This is a genomic window from Acinetobacter sp. YH12208, from assembly GCF_013418055.1.
Taxonomy (GTDB): Bacteria; Pseudomonadota; Gammaproteobacteria; order Pseudomonadales; family Moraxellaceae; genus Acinetobacter; species Acinetobacter pseudolwoffii.
Map to the genome: position 1 here is coordinate 45112 of NZ_VPCT01000012.1, position 14690 is coordinate 59801.

The 14690-nt window shown below is 45.1% G+C and carries 13 protein-coding genes; 5 read left to right on the forward strand and 8 right to left on the reverse strand.

The window, feature by feature from the left end:
* Position 1: 1 nt before the first annotated feature.
* Positions 2-3613, forward strand: a complete 3612-nt coding sequence (locus FTU95_RS11490; RefSeq protein WP_180078564.1) for an AAA family ATPase — start codon at positions 2-4, stop codon at positions 3611-3613.
* Between the two features lie 5 nt (positions 3614-3618).
* A complete protein-coding gene (locus FTU95_RS11495; RefSeq protein WP_100357381.1) occupies positions 3619-4722 on the forward strand; it encodes an acyltransferase in 1104 nt (367 codons plus the stop codon).
* Between the two features lie 33 nt (positions 4723-4755).
* On the opposite strand, the gene FTU95_RS11500 is transcribed toward FTU95_RS11495, so the two are convergent.
* On the reverse strand, positions 4756-5442 hold the full coding sequence (locus tag FTU95_RS11500; RefSeq protein WP_180078580.1) for a YggS family pyridoxal phosphate-dependent enzyme: 687 nt from the start codon (positions 5440-5442) through the stop codon (positions 4756-4758).
* Positions 5443-5565: 123 nt separating this feature from the next.
* On the opposite strand from FTU95_RS11500, the gene FTU95_RS11505 reads away from it, so the two are divergent.
* Together FTU95_RS11505 and FTU95_RS11510 are read left to right on the forward strand one after the other, a co-directional pair.
* Positions 5566-6603 carry a type IV pilus twitching motility protein PilT gene (locus FTU95_RS11505; protein WP_004279279.1) on the forward strand — a complete coding sequence of 346 codons (1038 nt, stop codon included), beginning with the start codon at positions 5566-5568 and terminating at the stop codon, positions 6601-6603.
* Between the two features lie 30 nt (positions 6604-6633).
* Positions 6634-7755 carry a PilT/PilU family type 4a pilus ATPase gene (locus FTU95_RS11510; protein ID WP_005096052.1) on the forward strand — a complete coding sequence of 374 codons (1122 nt, stop codon included), beginning with the start codon at positions 6634-6636 and terminating at the stop codon, positions 7753-7755.
* A 69-nt stretch (positions 7756-7824) separates the two neighbouring features.
* Here FTU95_RS11510 and fur read toward each other — a convergent pair whose 3' ends face one another.
* Positions 7825-8262 (reverse strand): ferric iron uptake transcriptional regulator, encoded by a 438-nt coding sequence (gene fur / locus FTU95_RS11515; RefSeq protein WP_005096051.1) that lies wholly within the window; start codon positions 8260-8262, stop codon positions 7825-7827.
* 112 nt (positions 8263-8374) lie between these two features.
* Between fur and FTU95_RS11520 the strand changes: the two genes are divergently transcribed.
* Entirely contained in the window at positions 8375-8773 is a 399-nt protein-coding gene (locus FTU95_RS11520) for an outer membrane protein assembly factor BamE (RefSeq protein WP_004279275.1), read from the forward strand.
* A gap of 100 nt (positions 8774-8873) precedes the next feature.
* Here the strand turns inward: FTU95_RS11520 and FTU95_RS11525 are convergent, their stop codons facing one another.
* The 6 genes from FTU95_RS11525 to FTU95_RS11550 form a co-directional block, all read right to left on the reverse strand.
* Positions 8874-9206, reverse strand: a complete 333-nt coding sequence (locus tag FTU95_RS11525; protein WP_180078566.1) for an RnfH family protein — start codon at positions 9204-9206, stop codon at positions 8874-8876.
* Positions 9206-10285, reverse strand: a complete 1080-nt coding sequence (locus tag FTU95_RS11530) for a hypothetical protein (protein WP_005096049.1) — start codon at positions 10283-10285, stop codon at positions 9206-9208. Before FTU95_RS11530 ends, FTU95_RS11525 begins: the two co-directional genes overlap by 1 nt.
* 143 nt (positions 10286-10428) lie before the next feature.
* Positions 10429-10884, reverse strand: coding sequence for a bacteriohemerythrin (locus tag FTU95_RS11535; RefSeq protein ID WP_005096048.1), 456 nt, complete (start codon positions 10882-10884; stop codon positions 10429-10431).
* Between the two features lie 281 nt (positions 10885-11165).
* Positions 11166-12014: a class II glutamine amidotransferase gene (locus tag FTU95_RS11540; protein ID WP_180078568.1), complete on the reverse strand. Its 849-nt coding sequence runs from the start codon at positions 12012-12014 to the stop codon at positions 11166-11168.
* 132 nt (positions 12015-12146) lie between these two features.
* A complete protein-coding gene (argB, locus tag FTU95_RS11545; protein ID WP_005096046.1) occupies positions 12147-13055 on the reverse strand; it encodes an acetylglutamate kinase in 909 nt (302 codons plus the stop codon).
* Positions 13056-13065: 10 nt separating this feature from the next.
* The gene (locus tag FTU95_RS11550) at positions 13066-14484 is read right to left on the reverse strand and encodes a phosphomannomutase/phosphoglucomutase (protein ID WP_074384136.1); all 1419 of its coding nucleotides are present in this window, start codon (positions 14482-14484) and stop codon (positions 13066-13068) included.
* Positions 14485-14690 lie beyond the last annotated feature (206 nt).

Genomic DNA, 14690 nt, shown 5'->3' on the forward strand with positions numbered 1-14690 from the left:
CATGAAAATTTTACGTTTGAGTCTCAACAACCTGGCCTCCCTCACCGGCACCCATCATATTGATTTTGAATCCAGTCCTTTAACACATGCCGGCCTGATTGCAATCACTGGAAAAACCGGAGCTGGTAAATCGACCCTGCTCGATGCCATGTGTCTGGCGCTCTATAACGAAATTCCGCGCCTAAAAGGTGCGACCGGTAGCCTGAAAGATGCCGGCGGTCAGGATGTTTCGATTAAAGATTCCAAGAATATTCTACGCCGTGGCTGTGTGCATGGTTTTGCCGAGCTGGAGTTTATTGCACTGGATAGCAAACGCTATACAGCACGCTGGGAAATTCGCCGAGCACGTCAGAAAGTCGATGGCAATCTAAAAGTAGATCGTTTTATCAAGTGCATCGATGATGATACGACGCTAACGCAAAAAATATCTGAAGTTACCCCCTTAATTGAAAAACTGCTGGGCCTGAGCTTTGAGCAATTTACCCGCGCGGTTCTGCTGGCGCAGTCGGAAGTTGGCGCATTTTTAAAAGCCAAAGATCATGAACGTGCAGACTTGCTGGAATATCTAACCAATTCGCAGATTTTCAGTGAGGTCAGTAAAAAAGCAGCGGAAAAGCATAGTCAGGTTCGACAAAAGCGCCATGAACTGGAAAACTGGCTCGGTCATCTGGAATTATTATCCGAAGACGATATTGCCCAGCTGCAACAGCAACATACTGCCTTAAACCAGATACTTGAGCATTTTAACCAGAGTGAAAAATTACTAGAAAATGACCTAAAATGGCATCGGCAGAAACATGCTTTATATACTGAAATTCAGGCCAAAAAAGAAATTTACGATGTACAGCTGGATGCCGATCAGAAGCTGACCGCACAAAAGCAGTTGCTGGTTCATTTGGATGAGTTTCAGGGCATTCGCGAACAGTTTATTCAGCAGAATCAAATGCTCACGCAGCAACAGCAGCTTGCGATACAACAACAATCATTCGAACAGCAGCTACAACAGGTGCAACAGCAACGTGATGCTGAATTTGCGCAACTTGCTCAGATCCAGCAACAGCAACAAGCCCATGTTCAACATATGCATGCCATGCAGCCGCATCTGGAACAAGGTCTAAAACTGGATCATGAGATGCATCTGGTCGGCAATGACTATAAGAAAAAATCAGCAGATTTATTGGACTATGCACAGCAGTATATCCAACCCTTGCAACAACAGATTGAATCATCGAAACAGCAACTCGCATCTGCTGCCGAGCAGCAACAGCAACGCCTGACGCAACTTGAACAGCAGGCTGATCTTGCCGTGTTTGATCTGGAACCACAAAGTACACTGCAACGACTGCAAGACTATCAAAAGCTGTATCAACAGATGCAGCAACAGGCGCCGGCAGTACTCTCTCAATCGCGTACTGAACTGGAACATTCCCGGCAGCAGCTGGCTCAACAAATCGAAAGTTTGCAGCAACAATTTGGCAATCAAGCCCAATTGGAACAACAGCTTCAGCAGCAGCAGACTGTACAGCAACAGAGCACGACTCAACTGCTTAAACTGGAAGGCTTGATCCAGCACGTGGCACGTCTAGCGGAACAGGAAGCCGAACAACAGCAACTCAAACAAGACGTAGCGCATGCACAGACAGAATTAACCCAGCTTGAACATACGGAAATTCAACTGCAGCAAATAGTCAGCAACACCGAACAGGAATTTGAACAACTACAAAATATGCTGCAGCAACAGCGCCTGCTGCAAACCCAAAGCGTGCAGGAACTGCGCGCGCAGCTCAAACCTGATGAAGCCTGTATGGTCTGTGGCAGCCAACAGCATCCGTTTGTCCAACATCAAGCATTATTAGACACAGCGCTAAACCAGCTGCAAGATCAACAGCTGCAACAGGCACAACAACAACTGAATCAGCTTAAAGATGATTTAAAAGCAACCCAGATTCAACAATCCAAAATCAAGATGCTCCTTGAGCAAAAACAACAGCGTTTAATCCACATTGAACGGATACTGAATGAACAGCACCAGACATTACAACAAAACTTAAAAGAGTTAGGACTTGAGCCAGCCAATCCTGATCATTCAGCCCAGTTGCTCCATCCCCTGCAAACACAGCTTGGCCAGTGGCAACAGCAACACACTCAGGCAAACGAACAGTTCAAAATCCTGCAACAGACTTGGCAAAACTGGCGACAACAGCAACAGCAACTCGACAGCTTGCAACTGAGTCTGCAAAAAATGCTGCAACTGGATCAACTGATTGAGCCAGTTCTTACAGTACTGCCCGAAGCACAGCAGCTCGCTTGGCACAAGAATGCGCCTGCTGCCTGTACCCAGCTGCAACAACATTTGCAGCAGCGATTACATCTTGTCAATCAAGTCAAAACTGCGGAACAGGAGCTACAAGGTTTCAAGCAGCAACTGAATCAGGCTCAACAGCAACTACAGATGCATGAGCAGCGGCATACGCAAATACAGGCCGAGACCCATTATTTGCTTGAACAAGGCAAAGACTTACGTCAGCAACTCAATCAGCTGACCGAACAACATGCCGGTCAGACCTATAAGCTGGCAGCAGAATGGCGACAGCAACTGGATACCCAGTTAAAAGCGCTTAATAGCCAGCTTCAAGCACAACGCCAGGTATATGAACAGCATGAGCAAGCTTTGCATCAGGCTTTACTTAAACAACAGGCTTTGCTGACCCAAATGCAACAGCTAACTCAACAGCAGGCACAATCTGATCAGGCCATCCGTACATGGCAAAATCTGCATCGACATTTTAATGCGGAACTGATCCAACAATGTCTGACCATTGGTCTGAGTGAACATCAGCAAATCCGGCAGCAATTACAGGCACAACATCAAGCACTGGAAAATGCCAAAATTGCCTGGCAAACGCTGGAAGATCAATACCAGAAGCATCTCCAGCAACAGCCTGAACTTGCTTTTGAGGAAGTGGAAGCACATTTAAATAGTTTGGCACAGGAAAAAACCGAGCAACAAAACAGCTTCAATGAGATTGATACCAAACTGCGTATGAATGCCAATAATCAAAATACCTATGCCAAATATCAGCAACAGATTGAACAGGTCAAAGCCGAAGAATATCGCTGGGGCCGTATCTACGATTTAATCGGACATAAGGAAGGTACCAAGTTCCAGAAAATTGCTCAGGAACATCATCTGGATATCTTGGTGGAATACGCCAACCAACAACTGCAACCGCTGGCACCGCGCTATCAGTTGCACCGTATTCCAGACAGCCTGAGTCTGGCGATTATTGATCTGGACATGAACAGCGAAGTACGTCCGGTCTTGTCTTTATCTGGCGGAGAAACCTTTCTGGTTTCTCTGGCCTTGGCACTGGCGATTGCCAATATGGCTTCCGGTTCGATGAAACTGGAATCGCTATTTATTGATGAAGGCTTTGGTACTTTAGATCCAGCCTCATTACATATGGTGATGAATGCACTGGATCATTTACAAAGTCAGGGTCGTAAAGTGGTCTTAATCTCGCATGTGCAGGAAATGCATGAACGGATTCCAGTACAGATTCAGGTCAAGCCAGTCGGTGCTGGCGCCAGTACCATTCAGATTATAGGTTGACAATGATGCACCCTGCCCCAGACAAGCTCTCGCCCTATTTCAGCTTACAGCTCGAGAGCCTACGGGGCATCAGTGCCATTGTTGTACTGTTCACGCATTGCTTTCAGGCCTTTATCGCCCCTTTTGACCTCAGCCTGTATTCATGGGTGCGCCTGCTTGGTCAGGCCGCGGTCATGATTTTCTTTGTTCTGAGTGGTTATCTGATTGGCTATTCGATCCAGCACAATATTCATCAGCATGGTCAGTTCAATCTGCGCCGTTATACCCAACAGCGTTATCGCAGGATTTTGCCACCCTTTCTGTTTGCCATGGCTCTGAGCCTGTTGTTGTATCTGTTGGCACCACTACTCTTTGCCACTCAAAGCCATGCCTTTCAAAACAGTTTTGGCATGATGATCCGGTCTGACTATGGTCTCGATTCAGGTGATTTTATTGGCGCTCTGCTGTTTTTGAATGGCTTCATCACGCCTACAGTTTCAGCCAATGCCCCGCTCTGGAGCCTGAGTTATGAAGTCTGGTTCTATGTCTTGGCCGGATTTCTGCCTTTTTTCAAAGATTCAGAAATAGCCAAAATCGGCTTTTTTAGTGTTTTAATCGTTTTATCCATCCTGAATATTCAGTTTTTTATTTATTTTCTGGTCTGGCTGATGGCCTTTGCCTGTTCATTTCGTCATATCCAGCGACATTTTCTAAACCGGTTACAAGTGCTTAAACTGGGGTTATTTGGCTTGGCATTTCTAATCGCCTGCATTGATGCTTACCAGTTTCATATCGTCGATCAAGCCCGACAATATCGCGCTGCAAATTTTACTCTCTTTAATTTCTGTATCGGCCTAGCATTTAGCTGCTGGCTGGTACAACTCCAGCAGCAGCGCAGTCACTACAATCCGGTCTGGGTACAATCCGCTGATTTTTCCTATACCTTGTATGTAACCCATTTCCCTTTGCTGCTGTTTATTCTGGGCTGTGTTCCGGCAACCTTGGCTTATGGTCTGGGCGGCGCTGTTTTAGCCTTGCTCGGCAGTATGGGCAGCCTGATTGTCTTTGCCTGGCTCATGGCAAAATGGCTGGAGCCACAAAGAAAAAAAGCGTTATCGAATAACGCTTAATCATACTTTTTCAAAATAACCCGACAACGCCTGTTAATCCTTTTGAGGACGTGCACCAAATAATGCCGTGCCGACACGCACCATGCTGGAACCGGCAGCAATTGCAGCCTGCATATCGGCCGACATGCCCATACTTAAGGTATCCCAATCTTCAGGATGCGCATGCTGAGCTTTCACCCTATCAAATAAAGCTTTAGCCTCGATGAAAGCTTGAGGATTCCCCTGCGCTGGAATCACCATCAAGCCACGTAAGCGCACATTTGGCAGTTGGCTGATTTGTCTAACTAAATCAGTAACTTCTTCCGGTTGGCAACCATCTTTCGTATCCTGAGCATCAATATTGACCTGAAGACAGATATTCAGCGCGAGCTGATCTTCTCTACGCTGATTGGATAAACGCTCGGCAATAATCAAACGATCCACCCCATGCACCCAGGCAAAATTTTCTGCCAGATGCTTGGTCTTGTTACGCTGTACATGGCCAATAAAATGCCATTCAATTTCCAAGTCTTTTAGAGCCGTAATTTTCTCTAGCGCTTCCTGCAAATAGTTTTCGCCAAAGGCACGTTGTCCCGCCTGATACATATCAGCCAGTACTGCACTCGGCTGGGTCTTGGAAACGGCCAGCAGTTGCACCGAATCTGGCTCACGACCGGCCTGAGCACAGGCTGTTTCAATTTGCGCTAAAACCTGATTTCGTGACTGTTGCAACATATTCATTGATGGGGTTCTCATTTCATTCATCTTTTTTTCCCTTGCCCATAAACTAAGGGTTGGTTAAGCTGTGGGAAAGCCTTATTATTCTATCAAAATAATTAACATTTTAATGAACTCGGGGACCTTATGGATATCACAGAATTGTTGGCATTTTCTGCTAAAAATGGTGCGTCGGATTTACACTTGTCTGCAGGCTTACCGCCAATGATTCGTGTCGATGGGGAAGTTCGTCGTATCAACCTGCCAGCATTAGAACATAAAGAAGTACATAAACTTGTTTATGACATCATGAACGATAAACAGCGCCGTGATTTTGAAGAAAATCTGGAAACTGACTTTTCTTTTGAAGTACCCGGTGTGGCCCGTTTCCGTGTCAACGCATTTAACCAGAACCGTGGTGCCGGTGCAGTATTCCGTACCATTCCATCCAAAGTTCTGACCCTTGAAGATCTGGGCATGGGACAGATTTTTAAAGATATCTGTGAATATCCGCGTGGTCTGGTACTGGTCACAGGGCCAACCGGTTCGGGTAAATCAACCACCTTGGCGGCGATGCTGGATTATATTAACGACAACCGCTATGACCATATTCTGACCGTCGAAGATCCAATCGAATTTGTGCATCAATCCAAGAAATGCCTGATCAACCAGCGTGAAGTGCATCGTGATACGCACGGCTTTAATGAAGCCCTGCGTTCCGCACTGCGTGAAGACCCGGATATTATTCTGGTTGGTGAGATGCGTGACCTTGAAACCATCCGTCTGGCCTTAACTGCGGCAGAAACTGGTCACCTGGTGTTTGGCACCCTGCATACCACCTCTGCGGCCAAAACCATTGACCGTGTGATTGACGTATTTCCTGCCGAAGAAAAAGATATGGTTCGTGCCATGTTATCGGAATCATTGCAGGCTGTGGTTTCACAGGCCTTGCTGAAGAAAAATGGCGGCGGACGTGTTGCGGCACATGAGATCATGATTGGTATTCCTGCAATCCGTAACCTGATTCGTGAAAATAAAGTCGCACAAATGTATTCTGCGATTCAGACCGGTGCCAACTATGGCATGACCACACTGGATCAGACCCTGAAAACCCTGGTATCTAAAGGTCTCATCAGCCCGCAAGTGGCACGTACTGCAGCCAAACAGCCAGAAGCATTCTTATAAGAAAAATTAATTGTATTGGGGTTTTTATACATGGATTTTAACGGCTTACTCGATTATATGGTGGAGAAAAAAGCATCGGATCTGTTCATTACAGCCGATGTCGAACCTTCAATCAAAATTAATGGGCAGATTTTACCGATTGGTTCGATAAAATTACCCGGCGCGGCAGTGGGGCAACTGCTTCACTCCATCATGAGCGACAAGCAGCGTAAAGAATTTGCAGACACGCGTGAATGTAACTTTGCCATCAGTACACCGGATAAAAGTGCCCGCTTCCGTGTCAGTGCCTTTCAGCAGCGTGATCAGCCGGGTATGGTTTTGCGTCGGATTGAAACCGTGATTCCGACCATGGATGAACTCAAATTACCGCCGATTCTAAAAGAACTGGCGATGACCAAACGCGGCATCATTATTTTTGTCGGGGCAACCGGTACCGGTAAATCAACTTCGCTGGCCTCGCTGGTCGGTTATCGCAATGAAAATTCCAAAGGTCATATCATTACCATTGAAGATCCGATTGAATTCATTCACCAGCATAAAGGCTGTATCATCACCCAGCGTGAAGTCGGGATTGATACCGATTCCTTTGAAATTGCCCTGAAAAACACCTTACGTCAGGCGCCGGACGTGATTCTGATTGGTGAGATTCGTTCGCGTGAAACCATGGATTATGCGATTGCCTTTGCCGAAACTGGTCATCTGGTCTTTGCGACCCTGCATGCCAACAACGCCAACCAGGCCATTGACCGGATCATTCATTTCTTTGAAGCAGACCGGCATAACCAGCTGTTCATGGACTTGTCACTGAACATGAAAGCCATTGTGGCACAGCAACTGATCCCAACCATCGATGGCAATGGTCGTCGTGCCGCGATTGAGATTCTGATTAACTCCCCCCTGATTGCTGACCTGATCCGTAAAGGTGATGTGCATGAGATCAAGGACCTGATGAAGCGTTCCCGTGAACTGGGCATGCAAACCTTCGACCAGGCACTGTATGACCTGTATAAGGCCAAGCAGATCAGCTATAAAGATGCGCTGAAACATGCGGATTCACCCAATGACTTACGTCTGCAAATCAAACTGGCAGAAGAAGGCGGCAGTCATTTATTACGTGCACATTCCAATATCACCTTTGATGGCCAGTCCTGATCAGATTGAACACATAAAAAAACAGGCTTCAATCGAAGCCTGTTTTTTTTGTTTCAACCGGAGCGCAAATTATTTTTTACGAAACACTTCCTGACAGGCCGGCGCATCGCAGTAGCCATACAGATTCAGAGAGTGACCGGTTAATTCAAAACCAAATTTTTCAGCAACATCATGCTGCTCTTTTTCAATCGTATCATTGATGAATTCAACGACTTTGCTGCAATTCAAACAGACCAGGTGATCGTGGTGATCTTCCTGCATGATCTCGAAAACGGAATGATTGTTTTCAAAATTATGACGCTCAATAATACCCGCGGCTTCAAACTGTGTTAACACACGATACACAGTTGCTAAACCTACATCTTCACCCTGATCGAGTAAAGTCTTGTAAATATCTTCCGCACTTAAATGATGTTGTCTTGAATTTTCTAGTAATTCTAATATTTTAATTCGTGGAAGGGTAACTTTCAGTCCAGCTTTTCGTAAATCTTGGTTTGAAATAGTCATGTAAAAAGGTCTCTCAACAAAATCAAAGTTGGAATATGCAACAAACTTTAGATGCAGTATGATCTATCCTTGGATCAAATGCATCATAATTAATTTGGGATAGTTTAGCAAAATGCAAAAAATCATGTTGACGTTATTCGTCACTTCCTTGCTCGTCGGCTGTTCGACATTAGGTGTTTATAAAGTAGATATTCCACAAGGAACCCCTTTAACCCAAGCTCAAGCCGCTAAAATTCAAGTGGGAATGAGCCATCAACAGGTGCGTTTCTTACTGGGCAGTCCAACGGTAAGCGATCCGCTGAATCCTTTACGCTGGGACTACATCTATAACTATACCCCAGGAACCTACGCTAAAAAAGCCAAGATCCCGGCAGCCCAAGGCCAGCATTTGAAAATTTACTTTAACCAGTCTGGTATCGTGGAACGTGTTGAAGGTCTGGAAACCATTCCAGAATCTCAACCCGGCTTACCAGGTTCAAAAGAAGCAATTTTAAATGCGCCTCCACTATAGTCGCTTTCTCATGAAAAAGCCCCTGAATCATCAGGGGCTTTTTTGATTAAGTCGATTGATTGAGCAGATCATTGAAACTAATGCTCATTCAAGCCGCTTTCTATTCGGAAGATGGTTTCAGCTTTCTTAAAAGATTGCCTCTGGCATAACGACCCACCGGATTTTTCTCGGCACGTTTACGTCGGATATCTTTAGGATTGATAGTCAGTGCTCGGTAAATTTCGACTCGATCACCTGCTGCAAGTGGCTGCTGATGATCTTGCAAGCGTACACCAAAGATGCCCAAAGACAAGGGTTCAGGTAGGGTAACCTGCTCTGCTATGCCACTTTGCTGGATGGCATCCAATGCTGTCATGCCGGGCTGAAATGGCACAGCCAGATGAAACTGTTGCTCCGGAGTCGCGTAGACCACCCAGATCAGTGCATTATTCATCAGAACAGTTGTCCTAGAACAGCGACCATCGCCACGATAATCGAAACAGGCAATACCACACGGACAGCAATACGCCACAGGTTATAGAACCCTTCAGAGCTAAAATTCATTGATTTACGTAAATGGCTGATCTTCATGATCCAGCCCGCAAAGAGCGCATAAATCAAACAAATCAATAAGCCCCAAAGCAGTAAGACTACGTTGAACATTGGTGTCACATTTGGAATGGCCCAGATCAGGGTGACGACAGCCATAATCGCCCATTGAATCGCAGGGTGAAGCTGACGTTGCTGTAACTGCTCTCGTGCCATCTGCAGGATGAATGCAGCAGTCGCTACAATCGCGGCCACCAACGTAAATGCAGGGATTTGTGCTTGTACAGCAAAGAAGGCAAATACAATCACAGCAAGCAATTGTGCGATCCAGATCGGCAAGACCGTCTTGCTGGCGACATCCTGCTGTTGTACAGCACTCAGGCTAGACTGCCAGTACAAGCCCATGCCTAGGCCACTTGCAACCAGTGCCAATACGGTGGCATTGCCCCATTCCGAGAATTCAACTGGCGTGACTTGCCATGCAGGTAGCGCAGTTCCCATCACATTTGCCAAGATCAGAGATGCCAGTACGCCAATCGCCGTAATGACTAACAAAATTTGACGCGGCAGCAGTGACAAGACCAGAGCGGCAATTACCAGACCTATAAACAAAAGATTCGGTGCAAGATCAAGAGCAGCAAGCGCCAGAACATTGCTGGCATTGTTCAGCATGGCACCGGCCAGAAAAGGAATAAAGATCACACTGAGCCAGCCGACTATACGCCATTTTTGTGAGGCATCTGCTTCACGGGTCAGCGTTGACAGTGCCTGTAATGCCGTTGTTTTAGAGCGCTTGGCCAAAGCAATTTCCAAGTAGCAGATGGGAAGCGCCAGAATCAACATAGTGGCTAACCAGAGCATCCAGAAATCCAGCTGACGATCAATCTGTATACCCGTTATCGGTGCGAGCGTCGCGATGATAATAAACGATAAACAGAAAGCCATCAGCGGTGATAACCATTTTGACATAGCATTGTCCTGCATGATGCATTCCTATAAAAATCTAGCGCTATTTTGCCTTGTGAAGCGGTGAAAATCAAAAACAAAAAGCAAACCACCATAACAGTGATTTGCTGCGCAAAATTTATTATTAAATTGTAATTCTTGTTATCTCGTTACGTCTTTTATTATGAGAAGAAACGAGCGAACCAGTTTTTACCTTTTTTCTGTTCTTTTTCTTTGATAATGCCCATCATATTTTCTTTGACTGCGCCGACATAATCAGCGTCATCGTGCTGAATATGGTTGATTAACCATTTAGATAATACTTCATGCAGTTCTGATTCAATCGACTGCCCCAGTTCAAAACGATCACGATAAGACTCGATTTTCTTGATAAACAGGTCATGTACACGTTTATGTGGAACTCGGTATTTATAACCCGCTTCTTCCTGAAGAGATTCTTCAAAAGTAAAATGCGACTGGGTATAATCGATAATATTTTCGAGGATCTGTTTAATACGGGCACGGTCGGTATTTACATTGATCTCATCAATTTCATTGATATAATCGAGAATTCGTTTGTGCTGATCGTCAATCACATCGATACCAGTATTATAGTCTGGAACCCATTTCATTTTCATTACGACCACCTATAAATATTAAGGACTTATCACATAAAAATCATCATATAACGTATTGATTTGAATAAAAATGAAGTAAATTAGTCGGCTTTCGGCTTAATTTAAGAGAAACCTTGCAATTAACTGTTTTTATTAGGAATATATTTTAAACCCGAGTATAAGAATCAGATATTTTTTAATCAATCTACTATTTCTAATAATATGGTTTCTCTTTAATTTAAATAAAAAAGATATTAAAAAACGGGAATTAAATCCCATCTTTAAAATAAAAAAATCTATTTTTAATATAAATCTGCTTTGGTCACACGTTTTAAGGACGGATCTAGACGTTCCCGTTCCAACCGATCTACCTGAGTCAGTTGCGAACGGAACTTGGCACCCTCTTTAAACAGAATCATTTCACCCGGCTGAAAAGCGGTCCATTCCTCATTTTGTGTCAATGGCTCGGTGGTAATAACCGCAACCCTGTCCTTAGGCGTAGTGACCTGACTAAAGTCCACCTCGACATCAATATCAATCAGCTGTGCCGGTCTAAACGGGTATTCACGCACCAGCCAGTGCAATTTGGTAATGGCATAGCTAAACAGCGCCTGCCCATTGGAAAGACAGAAATTAAAAGTGCCGTGTTCTGCAATCGTAGGTGAAACCTCAGCAAGTAGTTCAAAGACCTGATCCAGACTCGGTTCATCATAACCAAAGCGTTTGACCAGCTGATCGAGCAGATAGCAGAAGGCACGCTCACTGTCGGTATTGCCGACTGGGGTAAAGCGCCCTGACAGTTCGGGAAAATAATCATGTAAATCGCCATTATGGGCAAAAATCCACTGTCGCCCCCAAAGTTCACGGCTAAAAGGATGCGAGTTTTCCAGATTAATTTTGCCTTGAGTGGCTTTACGGATATGGGCAATCACATTACGTGATTTGATCGGATAGTTACGCACCAGCTCGGCAATCGGAGATTCAACCGCAGACTGGTTATCGACAAATAGGCGACAGGCTTTATCCTCAAAAAAAGCAATTCCAAAACCGTCGGCATGATCCGAGGTAATTCCGGCCCGCTGGGAAAACCCACGAAATGAAAAGGTAATATCCGTCGGGGTGGCACAATTCATTCCGAGCAGTTGGCACATGGTCTGGTTTCAGCTTTCTATTTTCTTAGATGCTTATTGTGCATGACTACCCGAGTCATTTCAAATAGCTATCAGTTATAAATAGAGATAAAAAAGAGCCTCAATTGAGGCTCTTTTCCGCAAAAAAACAACTTATGGACGAGGTGGATGGGCACGGTTGGTAATCAGTGTACCAACGCCATGATCGGTAAAAATTTCCAATAAGCTGGCATGTGGCACACGACCATCTACAATATGCGCGCTCACTACGCCACCTTTGACCGCATCCAGTGCACAGCCGACTTTAGGAATCATGCCACCATAGATCACACCTGTTTCAATCAGACGGTCAACTTCCTGAGTGCTTAAACCCGTCAGCAGGTTTTTATTTTCATCCAGAACACCTGTAATATTGGTCAGCAGAATCAGCTTCTCTGCACCTAGGGCTTCTGCGACTTTACCTGCCACCAAGTCTGCATTGATGTTATAGGTATTGCCTTCTTCATCCACACCCAGCGGTGCAATCACGGGAATGAAATCGCTGTTGGTGAACATTTCCAGCACATCGGTTTTTACGCCAACGACTTCACCGACCAGACCCAAATCAATTTGCTGAACCGAACCATCTTCAGCCACTTTTTCCATCAGCAGTTTTTGTGCACGAATCAGGTTGCCGTCTTTACCGGTCAAGCCAATGGCACGACCACCATGCTGGTTGATCAGGTTCACAATCGATTTATTGACACTACCGCCAAGTACCATTTCCACGACTTCCATCGTGGCAGGATCAGTCACGCGCATCCCGTCGATACGGTCTGATTCACGGCCCAACTGTTTCAGCATGGAATCGACTTGTGGCCCCCCACCATGCACCACAATCGGATTAATACCAACCGTTTTTAATAATACGATATCACGTGCAAATGAACTTTCCAGCTCAGGATCGGTCATCGCATTACCGCCGTATTTTACTACCAGGGTTTTACCCGCAAAGCGTTGAATATACGGCAAAGCTTCTGTCAAAATCTGTGCTTTGTCGATGCCTGTTTGTTGATTTGGCATTCGCCTCTCCTTATTGAGCATCTAAAATATCTTGAGCGATCTGTGGATAACGGTCACGCAACATGGCTACAAACAGCTGACGAATTTCATTCAGGCCCTGAGCATCATTGGCATCAAAGCGCACTGTGAAATACTCACCTGTATTGGATGCTCGAATGATGCCAAAACCATCCTCAAAATCAAGACGTATCCCATCAATTTTACTGATTTGCGCACGAATTCTTTCAGATTGCTGTTCAACAAAGTCTAAAAGTTCAACCGGATGCACATGATGCGTTGCAATATAAAGATCTTCGGTCCCATGCCGTTTCGGATAAGCCGCTAAAGCTTGTGCAAGACTTTGACCAGTTTGATCCAGATATTCCATGACTCTGAGCGCTGCATAGAGTCCATCATCATAGCCCCAGCCACGGCCATCATTAAAGACATAATGCCCGGCATATTCTCCACCAAAAATCGCCTGCTGCTGAGATTGTGCCAGATAAGTTCTCAGAAATGAGCTTCCGGTACGAATCATCACCGGCTCACCGCCCAAACGTTGCACGGTGTCTCGCACCAGGGTTGAACATTTGACATCATAAACAAACTTGCGTGGTGCTGAGTCAGTGAGGCAAATTTCGGCAAACAGGCACAGTAACTGATCCGCCGTGATAATCTGGCCCTGTGCATCAATCAAGACCACGCGATCGCCATCGCCATCCAGGGCAATGCCCAGATCAGCCTGCTGTTGCATGATGCTTTGGCGTAAAGTCTCCAGATGTTTGTCTTGCGAAGGATCTGGTGCATGGTCTGGAAAATGCCCATTGGCATCACAACGCAAAGCCATCACCGCACAACCCATTTTTTGAAGCACCAGATTGGCACAGCGCCCGGCTGAACCATTCAGACCATCCAGAACCACTTTAAATGAGCGCTTCAACTGGATATCTTTTAATATACCATGCTGATATTTTAGACAAAATTCTGGAATAACTTGATGAGTCTGTTCGTCTAGGCAAAGCTGCTGATTGCTATAATGTGGTTTGGCCAGATGAGCCACCTGCTGGATCATCTCTGGGCAAGGCGGCTCACCAGAGACAATCCATTTAATACCATTATCTTCTTTGGGATTGTGACTGGCCGTGACCATGATGCCATTGCCATCAAATTGCCGTGCGGTGAAATACAGCATCGGACTGGAACAACAACCGACAATGGTGGCTTCAATCGAATAAGCTTGAAAAATACGGCGAATGGTTTCTGCAAAAGCCGGACTGCTAAGCCGTGCATCATAGCCAATTGCGACACGTGTCTGTCGCGCAGCCTGATATTGCTGTGCTAAACCGTGAGCAATTGCATCGATAATCCCAGCACCCAGTACACTGACTTTACCGCGTATGTCATAGGCTCGAAAAATGTGCATAGGGAATAGATGATTCATAGATCCCATAAAACTGTTCTTTTCACTAAATATAAGGAGATATAAAATGACTTATTTCATCATCATGACTTTAAACATTTGTTTTTGTTTTAAGACCCGCTACTTTTAAACCATTTCAATGTAACAATCAATTATAAAAATATTACCGTTAACTGAATAATCAGAAAATTTCTGTGATGAAATAGTCCTTATTTAATTATATTTATTTTTAATTT

Excerpts from the sequence above, each read along its gene's own strand:
- FTU95_RS11510 (WP_005096052.1), top strand. The coding sequence starts at position 6,634 with ATGGATTTTAACGGCTTACTCGATTATATGGTGGAGAAAAAAGCATCG.
- FTU95_RS11525 (WP_180078566.1), bottom strand. The coding sequence starts at position 9,206 with ATGAATAATGCACTGATCTGGGTGGTCTACGCGACTCCGGAGCAACAG.
- argB (WP_005096046.1), bottom strand. The coding sequence starts at position 13,055 with ATGCCAAATCAACAAACAGGCATCGACAAAGCACAGATTTTGACAGAA.
- FTU95_RS11535 (WP_005096048.1), bottom strand. The coding sequence starts at position 10,884 with ATGAAAATGAAATGGGTTCCAGACTATAATACTGGTATCGATGTGATT.
- FTU95_RS11490 (WP_180078564.1), top strand. The coding sequence starts at position 2 with ATGAAAATTTTACGTTTGAGTCTCAACAACCTGGCCTCCCTCACCGGC.
- FTU95_RS11495 (WP_100357381.1), top strand. The coding sequence starts at position 3,619 with ATGCACCCTGCCCCAGACAAGCTCTCGCCCTATTTCAGCTTACAGCTC.
- FTU95_RS11550 (WP_074384136.1), bottom strand. The coding sequence starts at position 14,484 with ATGGGATCTATGAATCATCTATTCCCTATGCACATTTTTCGAGCCTAT.
- FTU95_RS11540 (WP_180078568.1), bottom strand. The coding sequence starts at position 12,014 with ATGTGCCAACTGCTCGGAATGAATTGTGCCACCCCGACGGATATTACC.
- FTU95_RS11500 (WP_180078580.1), bottom strand. The coding sequence starts at position 5,442 with ATGAATATGTTGCAACAGTCACGAAATCAGGTTTTAGCGCAAATTGAA.
- fur (WP_005096051.1), bottom strand. The coding sequence starts at position 8,262 with ATGACTATTTCAAACCAAGATTTACGAAAAGCTGGACTGAAAGTTACC.
- FTU95_RS11520 (WP_004279275.1), top strand. The coding sequence starts at position 8,375 with ATGCAAAAAATCATGTTGACGTTATTCGTCACTTCCTTGCTCGTCGGC.
- FTU95_RS11530 (WP_005096049.1), bottom strand. The coding sequence starts at position 10,285 with ATGCAGGACAATGCTATGTCAAAATGGTTATCACCGCTGATGGCTTTC.
- FTU95_RS11505 (WP_004279279.1), top strand. The coding sequence starts at position 5,566 with ATGGATATCACAGAATTGTTGGCATTTTCTGCTAAAAATGGTGCGTCG.